The sequence below is a fragment of the Pseudonocardia oceani genome (assembly GCF_019263585.2).
GTDB lineage: Bacteria > Actinomycetota > Actinomycetes > Mycobacteriales > Pseudonocardiaceae > Pseudonocardia > Pseudonocardia oceani.
Genome location: NZ_JADQDF010000001.1, coordinates 6,094,943 through 6,113,118, shown reverse-complemented (window position 1 = coordinate 6,113,118; position 18,176 = coordinate 6,094,943). Strand labels below are relative to the sequence as shown.

The following is an 18,176-nucleotide window of genomic DNA, read 5'->3' as shown; positions in this document are numbered from 1 at the left end:
GTTCTCAGCCCGTGGGCAGCACCAGCACCGCGGGCTCCCCCGCGGCGGCCGTCACCGTGACCTCGCACCCGGCGTCGACACGGCGCACCGACAGCGCCAGCACCCCGCCCTCGCGCCGGGGCTCGATGCCGCGCTGCACGGCGTCGCGGACCATCGTGAGCACCGCCATCGTGGGCACCGGCACGGGCTCGACGCCCTGCTCGACCTCGGTGGTGACCCCCAGCCGCGCGCCGAAGCGGGCCTGCTCGATCGCCAGGTAGGCCCGCACCGTCTCCAGCTCGCGGCCCAGCGTGCTCTCCGGCGGGCCGTCGGCGGTGCGGGAGAGGTCGGCGAACCCGAACAGCAGCTCACGGGCCCGCAGCGGGTCGGTACGGATGAGCGCCGCGATCGTGTTGAGCGAGTTGTAGACGAAGTGCTGCTCGAGGCGCCGCTCGGCCTCGGGCGGCGGCGGGGGCGGGTCGGGCTCGGGCGGGGCCGGCGCGGGATCCGGGGCCGCCGGGGTGGGTGGGGCCGGAGCCGGGGCCGTGACCGCCGGCGGCACCGCCCACTGCGAGTCGTCGAGGTCCTCGAACCGGGCCAGGCCGCGCCACATCGGCAGCCGCATCCGCGTGCCGCCCACCCAGCCGGTGAACTCGACGAGGCCGACGAGGTCGGGCAGCACCCACACCGCGTGCCGGGCGGCGTCGGCGGGCAGCGCACCGGTGAACGGCGACGCGTCGCGGGCCGAGCCGCGCAGGTCGGCGTCGAGGCGGCGGCGCTCGTCGACGCCGATGCCCACGCGTCCGACGTAGCGCAGGCGGTCGCCGTCGGGCACGCCCAGGAGCAGGGCGCCGATGGTGTCGGGGCGGTGCGGGTCGGTGGGCGTCCAGCCGCCGATGACGACCTGGCGGGTGCGCTGCACCGGCACCCGCAGCCAGAACTTGGAGCGCCCGCCGGGCCGGTAGCGGGCGCCGAGGTGCCGCGCGTGGAAGGCGTCGATGCCCTCGGCGGCCGCGATCCGCATGATCGAGCCGAGCTCGGTGGCCGGGAACAGGGCCGTCGTCCAGACCGGGGCGCCGTCGAGGCCCAGGCCCTCCAGCAGCCCGCGGCGCTCGCGGTAGGGCAGGCCGACGGTGTCGTGGCCGTCGAAGAAGAGCAGGTCGGCGACCTGCAGGTCGACCGGGACCGCCGCGATGTCGTGCTCGCTGGGCTTGTAGCGGGAATGGCGGCGCTTGAGCAGGCGCGGGCGGGCGGCGTGCTCCTCCCCGCGCGCGACGATCGTGCCGTCGAGCACCATCCCGCCGGGCGGGCAGCGCGCCAGCAGCGGCGCGGAGAACTCCGGGTAGGCGTGGGTCATGGAGTTGTCGGCGCCGCTGAGCAGCCGCACCCGCCCCTCGCGGCCCGGGCCGGGCGGGTGCACGTAGGCGATGCAGCGGTGGCCGGTCCACGCCACCTCGACCCGCCAGTCGCTCCCGGTAGGGGGATCGCCCGAGGTCACCGACGGCAGCATGGGCGGGACGAGCAGCGGCACGCCGTCGTCGGATGTCGCCCCCGTCACGGGCGTCACCGTAACCGTCCGGCCCCGCTCCGGCGGTCGCAGAGCGCACAAGGGACGATCGGGAGCACCATGACGCTGACCGACCGCCTCGCGCCCGGCCCCTCCGGGGCACCCGTCGACCCGGACGACCTCGTCGAGTCGTTCACCGACTGGGCGTTCGAGGAGCAGGGCCTGTCCCTGTACCCGGCGCAGGAGGAGGCGCTGATCGAGCTGGTCACGGGCAGCAACGTGATCCTCTCGACGCCCACCGGCTCCGGGAAGTCGCTGGTGGCGATCGGGGCGCACGCCGCCGCACTGGCCCGCGGGCAGCGCACGTTCTACACCGCGCCGATCAAGGCGCTGGTCAGCGAGAAGTTCTTCGCGCTGATCGACGTGTTCGGGCCCGAGAAGGTCGGCATGCTCACCGGCGACGCCGCGGTCAACGAGCAGGCGCCGATCATCTGCTGCACGGCCGAGATCCTCGCCAACATCGCGCTGCGCTCCGGGCGCGACGCCGACGTCGGCTCCGTCGTCATGGACGAGTTCCACTTCTACGCCGACCCCGACCGCGGCTGGGCCTGGCAGGTGCCGATCGTCGAGCTGCCGCAGGCGCAGTTCCTGCTGATGAGCGCCACGCTCGGCGACGTCTCGTTCTTCCGCGACGACCTCACCCGCCGCACCGGCCGCGAGACCGCGGTGATCACGTCGGTGGAACGGCCCGTGCCGCTGGTCTACCAGTACGTCCACACGCCGGTGCACGAGACGATCCAGGAGCTGACGACGACGAACCAGGCGCCGGTCTACGTCGTGCACTTCACCCAGCAGTCGGCGGTGGAGCGGGCGCAGGCGCTGATGAGCGTCAACGTCACGTCGAAGGAGGACAAGGCGGCCATCGCCGCCCTGATCGGGAACTTCCGGTTCACCTCCGGGTTCGGGCGCACGCTCTCGCGGCTGGTGCGCCACGGCATCGGCGTGCACCACGCCGGGATGCTCCCCCGCTACCGGCGCCTGGTCGAGACGCTCGCGCAGGCCGGGCTGCTGCGCGTCATCTGCGGCACCGACACGCTCGGCGTCGGCATCAACGTGCCGATCCGCACGGTGCTGTTCACCGCCCTGGCCAAGTACGACGGGCAGCGCACCCGCTCGCTCAAGGCGCGCGAGTTCCACCAGATCGCCGGGCGCGCGGGGCGGGCGGGCTACGACACCGTCGGCACGGTCGTCGCGCAGGCCCCCGACCACGAGGTCGAGAACCACCGGCGCCTCGCCAAGGCCGGCGACGACCCCAAGAAGCGCAAGCGCGTGGTGCGCACGCAGGCGCCGGAGGGGTTCGTCGGCTGGTCGCAGGTCAGCTTCGAGAAGCTCCAGACCGCGCAGCCCGAGCCGCTGACCAGCCACTTCCAGGTGTCGCACGCGATGCTGCTCAACGTCATCTCCCGGCCCGGTGACGCCTTCACCGCGATGCGCCACCTGCTGGAGGACAACCACGAGCCGCGGCCCCGCCAGCGCCGCCACATCCTCCGCGCCATCGCGATCTACCGCGCCCTGCGGACGTCCGGGGTCGTCGAGGAGCTCCCCGAGCCCGACGCCGAGGGCCGGCGCGTGCGCCTGGTCGGCGACCTGCAGCTCGACTTCGCTCTCAACCAGCCCCTCTCCCCCTTCGCGCTGGCGTCGGTGGAGCTGCTCGACCGCGAGTCCCCCACCTACGCGATGGACGTCCTGTCGATCATCGAGGCCACCCTCGACGACCCCCGCCAGGTGCTCTACGCCCAGCAGAGCAAGGCCAAGGGCGAGGCGGTGGCGGCGATGAAGGCCGAGGGCATCGAGTACGAGGAGCGGATGGCGCTGCTCGAGGACGTCACCTGGCCCAAGCCGCTCGACGAGCTGCTGAACGCCGCGCTGGAGACCTACCGCCGCGGCGCGCCGTGGGTGGAGGACGCGAAGCTCTCGCCGAAGTCGGTGGCGCGGGACATGTTCGAGCGGTCCATGACGTTCGTCGAGTACGTCTCGCACTACCAGCTCGCGCGGTCGGAGGGGCTGGTGCTGCGCTACCTCGCCGACACCTACCGCGCCCTGCGCCAGACCGTCCCCGACTCGGCGCGCACCGAGGAGCTGACCGACGTCGTCGAGTGGCTGGGCGAGCTCGTCCGCCAGACCGACTCCTCCCTGCTCGACGAGTGGGAGGCCCTCGCCGCCGGAGCGGGCGCGGGTGACGAGGTCGCGCCCCCGTCGCTGGACACCGGCCCCGCGGGCGTCACGCGCAACGTCCGGGCGTTCCGGGTGCTGGTGCGCAACGCGATGTTCCGCCGGGTCGAGCTGGCCGCGTTCCGCCGCTGGGACCTGCTCGCCGAGCTCGACTCGGCCGCCGGCTGGGACGCCGCCGCCTGGCGGGAGGCCCTGCTGCCCTACTTCGCGCTGCACGGCGACACGTTCGACGCCATCGGCACCGGCCCGAACGCGCGCGGCCCCCAGCTCATTACGATCACCGAGGAGCCCGAGCGCTGGCTGGTGCGCCAGGTGCTCGACGACCCGGCCGCCGACCACGACTGGGCGATCACCGCCGAGGTCGACCTGGCCGCCTCCGACGAGGAGGGCGGCCCGGTCGTGTGGGTCACCGGGGTCGAGGCGATGGGCGGGGCCTGACGGCGCCGCCCTCGATCGTCGGGACCGCACCACCACGGTCGTCTCGACGACCCTCGAGATGCACTCTCGGCGATCAAGGGCGGTTGGTGCGGGGCGGGCCTAATAGCGCTGCCGCCTGCGCGACGGCCGGCCGGCGGGCAGCGGTGATCACCGGCGGCGGTCCACCATCCGGCCTTGATCGCCGCCAGCCGCATCTCACGGTCGTCGCCGCAGCCGTGAGGTGCGGCGAGGAGCGATCGCGGCGCCCTTGATCGTCGGGACCGCACCACCACGGCCCCTCCCCCGACCCCGCCGGCGCATTCCCGGCGATCAAGGGGCAGGCGGCCCGGAGGCCGCAAGAAGGTCAATCACAGATTGCCGATCCGCTTCCGTCAATGTATGACTGACACATGAAGTACGAGGAAGCCCAGCGCTGGCTCGAGCGCGCCGACCCGTCCATCGCCAAGCAGCGGGAGTCGATCACCCAGCAGCTCGACGGGCTCAAGGATCGGGCCAGGAACGGGGTCCTCACCCACGACGGGGCCGCCGCCTGGTACGCCCTGGTCGGCGAGATGCGGCGCCTGGCCGACTACTACGAGCGCGACCTCATCCGCAAGCTCCGCTCCGACGGCCTCACCTGGCAGCAGGTGGCCGACGCCGTGCAGGCGCAGCTCAACAGCCGGCAGGCCGCGCAGGGCAAGTGGAAGCGCCTGATCGACCCCGGACGCCGCACGACCACCGGCGACATGCAGCGCGGCGGGCGCCGCAAGCAGACACCGGAGGCCTGATCACGCACGGTGAACGGTGCGCGGGGTGATCGTCAACGGCTATCGTCGCGGCGTCCGTGCGGCGAGACCGGACAGGCAGGAGCCGGCGTGAGCGGCCACGACGAGCAGGACGGGGCGGCCGACGCCCTGGCCGCGTCGTGGGCGCGCGCCCTGAGCGGTGAGGTCGCGGACCCGGCGCCGGTCGCCGCGCTGCTGCGCGATCCGGCCGCCCGGCTGCTCGCGGCGTGGACCGAGGAGGACCCCGCCCGCGCGGGTGACGCCGCCGCCGACACGGGGCGCTCGCTCGTCCTGGCCGGCCTCGCCGACCTCGGTGTGCTCGACGCGAGCCTCGCCCACCTCACCACGCACCTCTCCCCCGCCGCCACCGCGCCGGATGCGGCGGCGCGTCTGGCGACGATCGTGTCGCGCATGGCCGTGGGCTACGCCGCGGCGGTGCAGCAGCGGGTCCGCGCCGAGCAGCAGCGCCTGGGCCTAGCCGCGCTCGCCGCCCGCTCGGCCGCCGACCGCGCCCGCCGCACGAGCGAGGCCCGCTTCGCCGCGGTGTTCGCGGGCTCCCCCATGGGCATCGGGGTCGCGGCGCTGGACGGGCGGGTGCTGGAGTCCAACGCCGCGCTGGGCGAGATCTTCGGGCTCACCCCGGAGCAGTTCCGCGAGCACAGCCTGCAGGAGTTCGTGCACCCCGAGGACGACCCGGAGATCTGGACCCGCCTCGACGCCATGCTCGCCGGGACGCTCGACCACATGCGCCTGGAGAAGACCGTCTGGCACACCGAGGGCCGCCCGGTGCGCCTGGAGGTCGTGCTGACGCTGCTGCGCGACCCGGACGAGGTGCCGCGGTACATCGTCGGGATGGTCGCCGACATCACCGAGCGCCGCGACCTCGAGGACCGCCTGCGCCACCAGGCCCTGCACGACCCCCTCACCCGCCTGCCCAACCGCGCGCTGTTCCTGGAGCGGCTCGACGCCGCGCTGCGCACGGGCGGCTGCGAGGTCGGCGTGTGCTTCATCGACCTCGACGGGTTCAAGGCCGTCAACGACACCCTCGGGCACACCGTGGGTGACGAGCTCCTGCGGGCCGTCGCGCAGCGCCTCACCACCGACCTGGTCCCCGACGGACACCTCGTCGCACGGATGGGCGGCGACGAGTTCGTGGTGCTCGTCGAGCAGGGCGGCGCGGCGGAGCTGGAGCGCGTGCCCGGGCGGATCCTCGACGCGGTGCGCCGGCCGCTGCGCCTGGACGGGCGCGACCTGACGGTCACGGCGAGCGTCGGCGTCGTCCGGCGCTCCGACGGCGGCGACACGGCCGCCGAGCTGCTCAAGGCCGCCGACACCACCCTCATGTGGGCCAAGGACGACGGCCGCGACCGCTGCGCCTTCTTCGACCCCGACCGCCACCGCGCCCACATCGAGCGCTTCGCCCGCGCCGCCGGCCTGCCCGACGCGCTGGCCCGCGAGGAGTTCCTCGTCTGCTACCAGCCGCTGGTGCGCCTGGCCGACGCGCGGCTGGTCGGCGTCGAGGCACTGGTCCGCTGGGAGCGCCCCGGGCACGACCGGCCGCTGGGGCCCGACGAGTTCGTGCCGCTCGCCGAGGAGAGCGGGCTCATCGTGCCGCTGGGTCGGTGGGTGCTGGAGCAGGCGTGCGCGCAGGCCGTGCGCTGGCGCGCCGAGCCGGGCGGTGAGGACGTCTTCGTCAGCGTCAACATCGCAGTGCGCCAGGTCCACGAGCCCGGGCTGGTCGACGACGTGGCGCGCGTGCTGCGCGAGACCGGCCTGCCTCCCGCCGCCCTGCAGCTCGAGCTCACCGAGACCGCCGCGATGGCGACGACCGGCGCCCCGCTGGTGGTGCTGCGCCGCCTCGCCGCGCTCGGCGTCCGCATCGCGATCGACGACTTCGGCACCGGCTACTCCAACCTCGCCTACCTGCGCGAGCTGCCGGTGCACGTGCTCAAGCTGGCCGGGTCGTTCGTGACCGGGCGCGGCACCGGCCCGGGCGTCACCGGCGACGCGATCGACGCCGACGTCCTGGCCCACCTCGTGCGGCTCGCGCACACGCTCGGGCTGTCGGTCACCGCCGAGCACGTGGAGACCGCCGAGCAGGGCCGGCTGCTGCACGCGCTGGGCTGCGACGTCGGCCAGGGCTGGCACTACTCCCCGGCCACCGACGCCCCGGCGATCACCGCGATGCTGGCCCGCGGCGCCGTCGGGGCGCGGTCGCTGTGAACGCGCGTCCCCGCTAGCCCAGCGGGCTGCGCGGCAGCAGCCGATCGGCGATGATCTTGCGCTGGATCTCGCTGGTGCCCTCGAAGATCGTCGTGAGCCGGGCGTCGCGCCAGTGCCGCTCGACCTGGTGCTCGGTGGTGTAGCCGTTGCCGCCGTGGAGCTGGATGCCGTCGCCGGTGACCTCCGCGGCCATCTCGGTGGCCATCAGCTTCACCATCGCGGCCTCGCGCTCGCAGGGCTGCCCGAGGTCGATGAGGTGCGCGACGTGCTGGTAGAACGCCCGCGCCTGCTCCACGCGCGCCGCCATGTTCGCGAGGGTGAACCGCACGGCCTGAAAGTCGCCGATCGGGTGCTCGAACTGCTCGCGGTCCTGCAGGTAGACGATGCAGTCCTCGACGGCCGCGCGCGCCAGCCCGACGGCCCGCGCCGCGGTGTGCACGCGGGCGGTGTTGAGCCACTTCTGGGCGTCGGCGAAGCCCGCCTTGCCGATCCGGTTGGCGACCGGGACGCGGAAGCCGTCGAACTCGAGGTCCCACGTGACGAACCCGTGGTAGCCGATCTTGTCGATCGGGGAGCCGGTGATGCCCTCGGGGAACCCGTCGCGCTCCTTCTCCACCAGCAGCGTCGCGAGGCCGGCGGAACGCTTCTCGTCCGGGCCCGGGTCGGCGGTGCGGACGAGGACCTGGATGAAGTCGGCGGCCTTCGCGTTGCCGGTCCAGCGCTTGCGGCCGGTGACGACGTACTCGTCCCCGTCGCGGACGGCGCGGGTGGCGACGCCGGCGAGGTCGGACCCCGCGTCGGGCTCGGACAGCGCGATCGCGCCGATCCACTGGCCCTTCGCGCTGCGGCGCAGCAGCTCGTCGCGGCGGGTCGGGTCGGCGACACCGGTGCCGGCCCCCTGCGCGCGGGCGATGATGCTGCCGACGCTCATCCAGGCGCGGGCGAGCTCCTCGGCGACCATGCAGTACTCGAACGCGCCCAGGCCCATGCCGCCGTGCTCGCGGTCGACGGTGATGCCGAACCAGCCCTCGTCGGCCATCTCGTCCAGCAGCGGGCGCGGGATCTCGCCCTTCACGGGGTCGAGCTCGTTGGCCACCGGCAGCACGCGCTCCGTGGCGAACCGCCGGGCCCGCGACTGCAGCTCCTCGCGCTCGGGCGTGTGGTACGGCGGGGCGACGACGGGCACGGGCGGCGGCAGCGGATCCACGGTGGTCACCCGCCTGTTGTGCCACACCGGAGCGGGTGACGCGACCTCGGGGTGACCGGTCCCACCCGGACGGGCGGGCCGCCCCGTTCGGCCCCGACGGGGCTCAGAGCCGGCGCAGCCCGGAGAGCACCCGCTCCATCAGCACCAGGTCGGGACCCCCGGCGTCGGCCGTGCGGTGGACCTGCACGGCCCCCGCGTCGAGCATGTCGGCCAGCAGGATCTGCGCCACGCCGAGCGGGACCCCCAGCAGCGCGGCGACCTCGGCCACCGAGCGCGGGCCGTGGCACAGCTCGCGGATCCGGCCGTGGTCGAACGGCTCCCCGGGCCGCGCGGGACCGGTGGCCGTGACGAGCGCCTCCAGCGCGAACGACACCCTGGCGCGCGTGCGGCCGCCGGTGAGGACGTAGGGGCGCACGAGCGTGCGGGACGGCCCGTCGTCGCCCGGCACCGGGAGGAGGCGCTCGACGGGGAGGGTCTGCTCGGCGGGCGCCGGCGGGGGCTCGACGGGCGTCTCGTGCACCGGCGCGGGCCGCAGCGCGGCCGGCTCGGACCGGTCGGTCCGCCGCCGCGGGCGGGAACCGCCACCGAACCGGGCCCCGGTGAGTCCGACGGACGGGCCGTCGTCGCCCGGCTCGGGCAGCGGCGGGACGGCGGGCGGCGCGGGGTCCCGGACGGGGGCCGGCTCGGCCCCGCTCCGCTCCGACCGCGCCCGGCGCCTGCGCGACGGACCGCCGAAGCGCGCACCCGTGAGCCCGATCTCCGGTGGGCCGTCGGCGGAGCTGGGCATGTCCGAACCCTGGACGCCCGGGGTTACCGGCCTGTTGCGCTGCCGTTCCACGGCCATGACGACACCTCCCGGTGAGCAGTATTCACCCGGTGCGGTGGCCGGGTCGGTAGCGTCCGTGACATGTCCGTCACCGGCCGTGTCTGGCACGCCGCGACCGCCGCCGTCGTCGTCGTCGCGCTCGTCATCCAGGTCCCCATCACCGCGGCCGCGCAGGACGGGGCGTTCGACACGCCGGGCGCGCGCGTCGCCAACCTCTTCACGTTCTTCACGATCCTGACGAACCTGCTGGTCGCGGGCACCTCGCTGGCGGTCGCGCTGCGCCCGGAGCGCCGCTCGACGGTGCTGGCCGTGCTGCGCCTCGACGCACTGGTCGGCATCGGCGTGACCGCGGCGGTCCACCACACGCTGCTCGCCGGGCTGCGCGAGCTGAGCGGCGCCGAGGAGCTCGCCGACCAGCTGTTCCACTCCGTGACGCCCGCGCTCGCGATCGTCGGCTGGGTGCTGTTCGGGCCGCGCGGCACCACCGACCGCCGGGTCGTGCTGCTGTCGGTGCTCTACCCCGTCGCCTGGCTCGCGTTCACGCTCGCGCGAGGGGCGGTCATCGACTGGTACCCCTACCCGTTCGTCGACGTCGCCCTGCTGGGCTACGGGCAGGTGGCGCTCAACTGCGTCGGCATCGCCGTGCTCTTCGGGGTGCTCGCCGCGGCGGTGCTGGGCCTGGACCGTCTGCTCGGGCGGCGGGCCGCGGGCGGTGCCAGGATCGGGGCATGACGTACCCCATCCGGATCGGTGTCCAGCTGCAGCCGCAGCACGCCGAGTACCGCCAGATCCGTTCCGCCGTCGCGGAGGCCGAGGAGGCCGGCGTCGACGTCGTGTTCAACTGGGACCACTTCTTCCCGCTCTACGGCGAGCCCGACGGCGAGCACTTCGAGTGCTGGACGATGCTCGGCGCCTGGGCCGAGGCCACCTCCCGCGTCGAGATCGGCGCCCTGGTCACCTGCAACAGCTACCGCAACCCCGAGCTGCTCGCCGACATGGCCCGCACCGTCGACCACATCTCCGGCGGCCGGCTTATCCTGGGCATCGGCGCGGGTTGGTTCGAGCGCGACTACGACGAGTACGGCTACGACTTCGGCACCGCCGGATCGCGGCTGGCCGACCTGGCGCAGGCGCTGCCGCGCATCCGCGCCCGCTGGGCCAAGCTCAACCCGGCCCCCACCCGCGAGATCCCGATCCTCATCGGCGGCGGCGGGGAGAGGAAGACGCTGCGCTACACCGCCGAGCACGCCCGGATCTGGCACAGCTTCGGCGACGTCGACACGCTCGTCCGCAAGAACGGCATCCTCGACGGCCACTGCGCCGACGTGGGCCGCGAGCCGTCGCAGATCGAGCGGTCGATCGGGGTCGGCAAGCCGCCCGGCGAGGTCGCCGACGCCCTGGTCGACGCGGGCGCCACGCTGTTCACCGTCGGCGTAGGCGGGCCCGACTACGACCTCGGCCTGCTCAAGGAGTGGATCGCCTGGCGCGACTCCCGTTCCTGATCCGGGGGTCCCGGTCCGGGACCCGGGTCTGGGATGCTGAGGCCGTGGCTGTACTGAGCGCAGGGCTGTTGCTGTACCGGGAGGCGCCGGGCGGCGTCGAGGTGCTGCTCGGGCACATGGGCGGGCCCTACTGGGCGCGCAAGGACGACGCCGCCTGGTCGATCCCCAAGGGCGAGCACGAGCCCGACGAGGAGCCGTTCGCGGCCGCCGAGCGCGAGTTCACCGAGGAGCTCGGGCACCGGCCGCCGCCCGGGGACTCGCGCGAGCTGGGCACGGTCTCCCAGCGCGGGGGCCGCAAGCAGATCACCGTGTTCGCGCGGGAGGGCGACTTCGACCCCGCCCTCCTGCACCCGGGCACGTTCGACCTGGAGTGGCCGCCCAGGTCGGGCACGGTCCAGGCCTTCCCGGAGATCGACCGCGTGGCCTGGTTCGAGCTCGACGCCGCGCGGCGGAAGCTGGTCGCCGCGCAGGTGGAGTTCGTCGACCGGCTCGACGCCCTGCTCGGCGCGGGCTCGTCCGCCTGACGTCGCCGTGCGCGACCGGCCCGCCTCCGAGCAGGTCGTCGGGGCGCGCTCGCCGGGATGGTCGGGCTCGGAGCCGCGCTGGGGGCGTCGGTGCTCGGGGTGCGGGCGCGCGGCGCCGCTGAACCCCCGGCTGCAGCGGCCGGCCGGGGGTGCGCGGGTCTACCTGCGCCGCAGGCGCGCGCGCAGGGCGCGGACCCGACGGCGCACGGCGTCGGCCACCGCGCCCGCTGCGATCCGCACCGGGCTCGGCGGGGCCACCCGCACATCGGGCGCCGCACCGGTGCGGGCGCTCGCGTCCACCGCGGCGGCGAACTGCTCGAACAGCCGCCTGCTGACGTCGCCGGCCAGCGCCCGCCCGAACTGGGCGATGCGGCCGGAGAGGAACAGGTCGGCCTCGGCGCGCAGCACCGAGCCGCCGTCCGGGCCGGGCTCCGCGTGCAGCCGGATGTCGGCCTGGGTGGCGCTCCCGCCGGTGTCGCGCCCCTGGCCGACGAGCCGGATGCGGTGGGAGTCGGCGTCGCGCTCGAGGATCTGCGCGAGGCCCTCGAACGACAGCTTCACCGGCCCGAGGGCGACGCCGGCACGACCGCGGTAGCGGTCACCGGGCAGCGTCTCGGTGAGCTCGGCGCCCGGGAGGCAGGCCACGAGCCGGGACACGTCGGACATGACCTCCCAGACGGCCGCGACCGGCGAGCGCAGCTCGCTGGTGACCAGCACCGTGGCCGAGGGAGCGCCCGTGGGGATGCGCACCTCGGCCGGGGCGGCGGCCGGTACCTCGTCGGCCGGCGCACCGTCGGCCGCGGCCTCCGACGACGCCGGCCCGCTCCCCCGCCCCACCAGCGTGCGGGCGGCGCAGTTGCGCGGCCCGGGCACCCCGTCGGGGTGGGTCCCGTGCACGTCCGACACCGCGGCGAGGATCCCGCGGTAGCCGGTGCAGCGGCACAGCACGCCCGACATCTGCTCGGGCAGCTCGTCGTCGCCCGCGTGGTCCGGCGAGTTCGTGAGCAGGTCGTAGGAGCTCATCAGCATGCCCGGCGTGCAGAAGCCGCACTGCAGGCCGTGGTGGTGGGAGAACGCCTCCTGCAGCGGGTGCTGCTGCTCCGGCGACCCGAGCCCCTCCACGGTGACGATCTCGGCGCCCTCGCACTGCACGGCGAACAGCAGACAGGCCCGCGCCGCGTCGCCGTCGACGAGGATCGTGCACATCCCGCAGACCCCGTGCTCGCACCCGAGGTGGGTGCCGGTGAGCCCCAGCTGCTCGCGCAGGGCGTCGGCCAGGTGCATCCGGGGCGGCACGGACACCGACACGGGCGACCCGTTGACGGAGAACGCGACGTCCACGAGCTCGTGCGCCTCCACCCGCTCACGTGCCGGTGCGCACTTCGGAGCCGTGGTGCTGGCACGGCCCCCCTCCGGAGTGCGTTGCGGCTCCGGAGTGCGTTCGGTGGTGGTCATGAGCGCTCCTTCCGTGCATCGCGCAGGGCGCGGGCCAGCTCGCGCGACGCCAGCACCGTGAACAGGCGGCGGCGGTAGCCCGTCGAGCCGTGGGTGTCGCCGCCGGTGTCGACCACGTCCGCCGCCAGGTCCCGGATCCCGCTCTCGTCGTCGAGCAGGGCGGTCACGTCGCGGGTGACCGGGGTGTCGGAGATGCCGAAACCGGTCAGGCGGGCGTCGAGCAGGGCCCCGTCGTCGTCCACGCGGACGCGCGTCACCACCCCGGCCAGCGCGAAGTCGCCGTGCCGGCGGGCGATCTCCCCGAACCCGTAGCCCTCGCCGGGCCGTGCCACGGGGAACTCCACACCGGTCACGACCTCCTCGGCGGTGGCGGCGGTCGTCATCGCGCCGGCGAAGAACTCCGCCGCGGGGACGCGGCGGCGGCCACCGGTCCCGGCCACCTCGATCGTCGCGCCGAGGCAGGACGCCACGGCGGGCAGCTCGGCCGACGGGTCGGCGTGGGCGATGCTGCCGCAGACGGTGCCGCGGCTGCGCAGCTCCCGGTGCCCGACGAAGGGCATCACCATCCCGATCAGGGGGACGGCACGGGCCTCCGCGGAGCGCTCCAGGCGACGCTGGCGGACGGTGGCTCCGACACGGAGCACGTCGCCCGTCACCGACAGGTCACCGAGCGACGCGACCGCGCCGATGTCGACGAGCGTCGCGGGCCGGCCCAGGCGCATGGCCAGCACCGGCACCAGCGACTGCCCGCCGGCGAGGATCTTCCCGTCGCCGGAGGCCAGCTCGGCGAGGACGTCGTCCAGCGATCCGGGCCGGACGTAGGCGAAGGGAGCCGCCTTCACCGGCCCGTGAACTCCGGCTTGCGCTTCTCCCCGAACGCCGCGACGCCCTCGGCGAAGTCGTGCGTGGAGCGGAGCATGGCGTAGGCCTTCCGTTCCAGGTCGATGCCCGTGTACAGCGGCCCGTCGATGCCCTTGTCCAGCACCTCCTTGGCGGTGCGCTGGGCGATCGGGGAGAAGCCGGCCATCTTCTCGGCCAGCGCGTCGGCAGCGGAGTCCAGCGCCTCGCGGTCGTCGTGGACCTCGGCGAGGATCCCCCAGTCCAGCGCCTGCTGCGAGGAGATGCGGGTGGCCGTCATGATGTGGAACTTCGCCCGCGAGAGCCCGATCAGCCGGGAGAGCCGCTGAGTGCCGCCGGAGCCGGGGATCATGCCGAGGTTCATCTCGGGCAGCGCGAACTGCGTGCGCGGGGTGCCGAGCCGGATGTCGCAGGACAGCGCCATCTCGCAGCCGACGCCGAAGCAGTAGCCGTCGATCGCGGCGATCACCGGCTTGGTGCTGCGCGCGGGGGCGGTGACGTTGTGGCCGAGGTCGGTGAAGTCCATGGGATCGACCTCCATGAACCCGGCGATGTCGCCGCCGCTCGTGAAGTGCTCCCCGTCGGACCTCACGACGACCACCCGGATGTCCGGGTCGGCGTCGATGTCGGCGAACCGGTCGGCCACGAGCTGGCGCATCTCCCACGTCACCACGGTGTACTTCCCGTGCGAGAGCGTGAGGTGCGCGATCGGGCCCTTCTTCTCCAGCAGGACGTCGCCACCGGTGAGTGCCATAGCTAGATCTCCTCCATCATCTGGTGCAGCACCTCGCCGTGCAGCGGGAGCTTCGTGATCGCGATGCCGGGCAGCGCGTCGGCCACGGCGTTGGCGAAGGCCACGGGGAAGCTCATCGACGAGCCCTCCCCGCAGCCCTTGGCCCCGAGCGGGGTGAGGGGCGACGGCGTGACGACGTGGTCGGTGCGCAGGTCGAAGCCGGTCTCGGCGCTGGTGGGGCACAGGTAGTCGAGGAACGTCGCCGAGGTCGGCTGCCCGGACGGGGCGTGGGTGAACTCCTCGTACATCGCCCCGCCGAGGGCGTGGGCGAGCGCGCCGTGGACCTGGCCGTCGAGGAGCTGCTGGTTGAGCACGGTGCCGGCGTCGTGCACCGACGACACGCGGTCGATCGTGATCTCCAGCGTCGCCGGGTCGATACGCACGGCCACGATCTCGGCGACGAACCCGTAGCAGAGCGAGGAGTTGATCCGGTCGTCCGACGTGGCGGCCCTCGTCTCGCGGGGGCTGAACTCGGCCTCGGCGTAGAGCCGGGCGGGCACGCCGGCGGGCAGCGAGGTGGGGTCCCAGTGCACGATCCCGGCGGCGTGCCGGAACGCCATGGTGACCCCGGACGGGTGCACGACCGCGCCGTCGGTGAGCGAGAGCTCGTCGGCCGGCACCTCCAGCGCGACGGACGCGGCGGCCCGGATGGTGCCGGCGATCGTGTCGGCCGCCTGCACCACCGCGCTCGTGACGAGCGGGGCGAAGCGCGAGGAGTAGCTCCCGGACGTGACCGTCCACGGGGTGGTGGCGGTGTCCATGTCGACGACGACGCGCACCTGCTCCACCGGCAACCCGAGCCGGTCCGCGGCCACCTGACGGGCCACGGTGGCGTGCCCCTGCCCCTGCGGCACCGATCCGAGCAGCACCGTGACGACCCCCTGGACGTCGACGGACATCCGCACGTGCTCGGTGGAGCCCGACTTGTCGCGGCCCGGCCTGCGCTGCTCGGAGGGGGTGGCGAGGCCGACGTAGCCGATGTTGGTGCCCGACGGGTCGACGACGAGCGCCGTGCCGATGCCGTAGTAGGCGCCCTCGGCGCGGGCCGCGACCTGCCGGGCGCGCAGCTCGTCGAGGTCGGCGTTCTCCACCGCCAGAGCGACGGCGGCGGCGTAGTCACCCGAGTCGTAGACGCCGCCGGTGGGCGTCTCGTACGGGAAGGCGTCGATCAGGTTGCGGCGGCGGACCTCGATCGGGTCCAGGCCGGTGGCCGCCGCGACGGCGTCCATGAGGCGCTCCAACCCGAAGTAGAGCTGCTGGCCGCCGAAGCCGCGGTTCAGCCCCGTCGGCATGGCGTTGGTGACGACCGCGCGCGCCCGGATCTCGACGGCCCCGATCGCGTACGGGCCGGTGATGTTGCCGAAGCAGCGGTAGAGCGTGGACGGCTCGGGCGGGCGGAGGTAGGCGCCGACGTTGTCGACGAGGTCGGTCCGCAGCGCGGTGACCTCGCCGTCCGCGGTGACGGCGGCGGCGAACCGCATGACCCGGTCGGCCCCCGAGGAGGAGGCGAGCAGGTGCTCGACGCGGTCCTCGGTCCAGCGCACCGGCGTCCCGGAGTGCTGCGACGCCAGCGCCATCAGCACGACGTAGGGGTAGATGCCGGCCTTGATGCCGAAGCTGCCGCCGATGTCGGCGGGCACGTGCAGCCGCACCGCCGACGTCGGCAGACCCAGCGCACCGGCCATGACGGGCACCATCGTGAACGGGCCGTGGAAGTTGGCCCACGCCTCCACCGCGTCGCCGCGGTGGTCGGCGATGACGGAGTAGCACTCCATCGGCACCGAGGAGTAGCGGGGGAAGTCGTACTCGCCCTCGACGACGTGGGCGGCCTCGGCGAAGGCCCGCTCGACCTCCCCGAAGGAGAACGTGCGGTCGGTGGCGACGTTCGTGCCCGCGGCCTCGTGCAGCAGCGGCGCGCCCTCGGCCAGCGCGGCGCGGGCCCCGACCACCACGTCGAGCGGCTCGTACTCGACGTCGACGAGCTCGGCGGCGTCCTCGGCCACGTACCGGTCGGACGCGACGACCACGGCGATCGGCTCGCCGACGAAGCGCACGACGTCGGTGGCGGTCGGGTAGTAGTGCATCGGCGCGCCCGTCGAGAGCGGGAACGGCTTCAATGCAGCGCGCACCTCGTCCGGGCCGATCACCGCCGCGACGCCGGGGTGGGCGCGGGCACGGGAGAGATCGACCGACCGGATCCGCGCGTGCGGCCGGGTCGAGCGCACGACGGCGGCGGTCAACGTGCCGGGCAGCGGGTCCTGGTCGTCGAGGAACCGCCCCCGCCCGGTGACCAGCGGTAGGTCCTCGATCCGGGAGGGGGTCCACTCAGACATCGGCGCGCGCCTCGTACTCGCCGGCCACCAGCGTGCGGCGCAGCGTCTTGCCCACGCCGGAGCGCGGGATGGCATCGACCGCGATCACCCGCTTCGGGCGCTTCAGCGACGGCAGCACCTCACGGGCGAACGCCATCGCCCGCTCGGCGCAGGCCTGCGGATCGGCCCCCGTCGGCGGCACCACGAACGCGGTGACGGCGTGGCCCCACCGCTCGTCGGGCAGGCCCACCACGCACACGTCGTCGACCTCGGGGCAGCGGATCAGCGCGGCCTCGATCTCGTCGGGGTAGATGTTCTCTCCGCCCGAGTTGATCATGTCGTCGACCCGGCCGGAGACCAGGAGGTCGCCGTCGGCGTCGGCCGTGGCGAGGTCGCCGGTGAAGTACCAGCCGTCGCGGATCGCCTTCGCGTCCGCGTCCGGACGGTTCCAGTAGCCGGCGAAAGCCTCGGGGCTGTCCATCGACACGATCACCTGCCCCTGCTCCCCCGGCGCCACGATCGCGTCGACGGGCGCGCCCACCTCGGGCGCCACCAGCCGGACGCGGGAGAAGATCCCCGCGCGGCCGGCCGATCCGGGCTTGGCGGCGACGTCGGGGCCGATCGTGAACGTGTAGATCTCGGTGCTCCCGAAGTGGTTGACGAAGGACGTGGGCGCCAACGCGTCCACGAGCTCCTCGGCGAGCGCGGGCGTCATCGCGGCACCGGCGTACGCAAGGTGGTCGAGCGTGCCGCGGACCTGCCCGAGCCCGGCTCGCAGCAGCGACCAGTAGATGGTCGGCACCAGGTAGAGCGAGGTGACGCCCTCGCGGCGGATCAGCTCCATCGACTCCGCGGCGTCGAACGCGGGCTGGCCCACCCACGTCCCGCCGACGACGATGCTGGCCAGCAGCGTGCGCAGACCCATCGTGTGGAACATCGGCATGACACCGAGCACGACCTCGCCGTCGCGCTGCTGGGTCTGCACCGCGTGCGCCACGGCCGCGGCGTGCTCGGCGCGGTGGGTGCGCGGTACGCCCTTGGGCTTCCCCGTCGTGCCGGAGGTGTAGAGCATGACGCTGACGGCGTCCTCGTCGGGTGTCCGGCCGAGCGGGGCGTCGGACTCCTGCCCGGCGCGGGCGTCGAGGTCGGCGACGTCGTGCGTCGCGCCGGGGAAGCGGCCCGCGTTGGCCTCGTCGGCGACGACGAGCACGGCGGACGCGTCGTCCACGCAGTACCGCAGCTCCTCGGCGCCGAAGCGGGTGGACAGCGGAACCGACACCGCGCCGAGCTTCTGCGCCGCGAGGTGCAGGCCGGCCAGCGGCTCACCACCGCTGAGCCCGAAGGCCACGCGGTCACCCGCCGAGACGCCGGCCGCGGCCAGGGCACGGGCGAGGCGGTTGGTGCGGGCGTCCCACTCGGCGTAGGTCAGGTGCCGCCCGGACCCGCCGACCGCGCGGCGGTGCGGGTACCGCTCGGCGGCCCAGCTCAGTGCCGTGGACAGGTCCATCCGCTCTCCGATCGTCAACGCTCTGAATCGGACGGTACTGGGAGGACGG

The 18,176-nt window shown here is 74.3% G+C and carries 14 protein-coding genes; 6 read left to right on the top strand and 8 right to left on the bottom strand.

Going from position 1 to position 18,176, the window contains the following annotated elements; genetic code table 11:
* Window positions 1-4 precede the first annotated feature (4 nt).
* Window positions 5-1,537, bottom strand: coding sequence for an ATP dependent DNA ligase (locus I4I82_RS30610; RefSeq protein WP_218596302.1), 1,533 nt, complete (start codon window positions 1,535-1,537; stop codon window positions 5-7).
* 69 nt (window positions 1,538-1,606) lie between these two features.
* Between I4I82_RS30610 and I4I82_RS30605 the strand changes: the two genes are divergently transcribed.
* The 3 genes from I4I82_RS30605 to I4I82_RS30595 all read left to right on the top strand — a co-directional run bounded on the left by I4I82_RS30605 (window position 1,607) and on the right by I4I82_RS30595 (window position 7,143).
* On the top strand, window positions 1,607-4,156 hold the full coding sequence (locus I4I82_RS30605; protein WP_218591040.1) for a DEAD/DEAH box helicase: 2,550 nt from the start codon (window positions 1,607-1,609) through the stop codon (window positions 4,154-4,156).
* Window positions 4,157-4,545: 389 nt separating this feature from the next.
* Entirely contained in the window at window positions 4,546-4,923 is a 378-nt protein-coding gene (locus tag I4I82_RS30600) for a hypothetical protein (protein WP_218591041.1), read from the top strand.
* Between the two features lie 87 nt (window positions 4,924-5,010).
* A complete protein-coding gene (locus I4I82_RS30595) occupies window positions 5,011-7,143 on the top strand; it encodes a putative bifunctional diguanylate cyclase/phosphodiesterase (RefSeq protein WP_218591042.1) in 2,133 nt (710 codons plus the stop codon).
* Window positions 7,144-7,156: 13 nt separating this feature from the next.
* Here I4I82_RS30595 and I4I82_RS30590 read toward each other — a convergent pair whose 3' ends face one another.
* Entirely contained in the window at window positions 7,157-8,359 is a 1,203-nt protein-coding gene (locus I4I82_RS30590) for an acyl-CoA dehydrogenase family protein (RefSeq protein WP_218591043.1), read from the bottom strand.
* 94 nt (window positions 8,360-8,453) lie between these two features.
* Entirely contained in the window at window positions 8,454-9,137 is a 684-nt protein-coding gene (locus I4I82_RS30585) for a DUF742 domain-containing protein (RefSeq protein ID WP_218591044.1), read from the bottom strand.
* A 120-nt stretch (window positions 9,138-9,257) separates the two neighbouring features.
* Here I4I82_RS30585 and I4I82_RS30580 point away from each other — a divergent pair, with 120 nt between their 5' ends.
* Genes I4I82_RS30580 through I4I82_RS30570 form a run of 3 tightly spaced genes read left to right on the top strand, consistent with a single transcriptional unit; the run spans window position 9,258 to window position 11,202 of the window.
* Entirely contained in the window at window positions 9,258-9,908 is a 651-nt protein-coding gene (locus tag I4I82_RS30580) for a Pr6Pr family membrane protein (RefSeq protein WP_218591045.1), read from the top strand.
* The gene (locus I4I82_RS30575) at window positions 9,905-10,678 is read left to right on the top strand and encodes an LLM class F420-dependent oxidoreductase (protein ID WP_218591046.1); all 774 of its coding nucleotides are present in this window, start codon (window positions 9,905-9,907) and stop codon (window positions 10,676-10,678) included. Before I4I82_RS30580 ends, I4I82_RS30575 begins: the two co-directional genes overlap by 4 nt.
* 44 nt (window positions 10,679-10,722) lie before the next feature.
* On the top strand, window positions 10,723-11,202 hold the full coding sequence (locus I4I82_RS30570) for an NUDIX hydrolase (RefSeq protein ID WP_218591047.1): 480 nt from the start codon (window positions 10,723-10,725) through the stop codon (window positions 11,200-11,202).
* A 159-nt stretch (window positions 11,203-11,361) separates the two neighbouring features.
* Here the strand turns inward: I4I82_RS30570 and I4I82_RS30565 are convergent, their stop codons facing one another.
* The 5 genes from I4I82_RS30565 to I4I82_RS30545 all read right to left on the bottom strand — a co-directional run bounded on the left by I4I82_RS30565 (window position 11,362) and on the right by I4I82_RS30545 (window position 18,127).
* Entirely contained in the window at window positions 11,362-12,561 is a 1,200-nt protein-coding gene (locus tag I4I82_RS30565) for a xanthine dehydrogenase family Fe-S subunit (protein ID WP_226370339.1), read from the bottom strand.
* Window positions 12,562-12,653: 92 nt separating this feature from the next.
* Window positions 12,654-13,499, bottom strand: a complete 846-nt coding sequence (locus I4I82_RS30560) for an FAD binding domain-containing protein (RefSeq protein ID WP_218591049.1) — start codon at window positions 13,497-13,499, stop codon at window positions 12,654-12,656.
* Window positions 13,496-14,269, bottom strand: a complete 774-nt coding sequence (locus tag I4I82_RS30555) for an enoyl-CoA hydratase/isomerase family protein (protein WP_218591050.1) — start codon at window positions 14,267-14,269, stop codon at window positions 13,496-13,498. Before I4I82_RS30555 ends, I4I82_RS30560 begins: the two co-directional genes overlap by 4 nt.
* Before the next feature lie 2 nt (window positions 14,270-14,271).
* On the bottom strand, window positions 14,272-16,641 hold the full coding sequence (locus I4I82_RS30550; RefSeq protein ID WP_218591051.1) for a xanthine dehydrogenase family protein molybdopterin-binding subunit: 2,370 nt from the start codon (window positions 16,639-16,641) through the stop codon (window positions 14,272-14,274).
* A complete protein-coding gene (locus I4I82_RS30545) occupies window positions 16,634-18,127 on the bottom strand; it encodes a class I adenylate-forming enzyme family protein (RefSeq protein ID WP_218591054.1) in 1,494 nt (497 codons plus the stop codon). The genes I4I82_RS30550 and I4I82_RS30545 overlap by 8 nt, the downstream gene beginning before the upstream one ends.
* Window positions 18,128-18,176: the final 49 nt, after the last annotated feature.

Excerpts from the sequence above, each read along its gene's own strand:
- I4I82_RS30580 (WP_218591045.1), top strand. The coding sequence starts at position 9,258 with ATGTCCGTCACCGGCCGTGTCTGGCACGCCGCGACCGCCGCCGTCGTC.
- I4I82_RS30550 (WP_218591051.1), bottom strand. The coding sequence starts at position 16,641 with ATGTCTGAGTGGACCCCCTCCCGGATCGAGGACCTACCGCTGGTCACC.
- I4I82_RS30575 (WP_218591046.1), top strand. The coding sequence starts at position 9,905 with ATGACGTACCCCATCCGGATCGGTGTCCAGCTGCAGCCGCAGCACGCC.
- I4I82_RS30585 (WP_218591044.1), bottom strand. The coding sequence starts at position 9,137 with ATGCCCAGCTCCGCCGACGGCCCACCGGAGATCGGGCTCACGGGTGCG.
- I4I82_RS30555 (WP_218591050.1), bottom strand. The coding sequence starts at position 14,269 with ATGGCACTCACCGGTGGCGACGTCCTGCTGGAGAAGAAGGGCCCGATC.
- I4I82_RS30600 (WP_218591041.1), top strand. The coding sequence starts at position 4,546 with ATGAAGTACGAGGAAGCCCAGCGCTGGCTCGAGCGCGCCGACCCGTCC.
- I4I82_RS30605 (WP_218591040.1), top strand. The coding sequence starts at position 1,607 with ATGACGCTGACCGACCGCCTCGCGCCCGGCCCCTCCGGGGCACCCGTC.
- I4I82_RS30545 (WP_218591054.1), bottom strand. The coding sequence starts at position 18,127 with ATGGACCTGTCCACGGCACTGAGCTGGGCCGCCGAGCGGTACCCGCAC.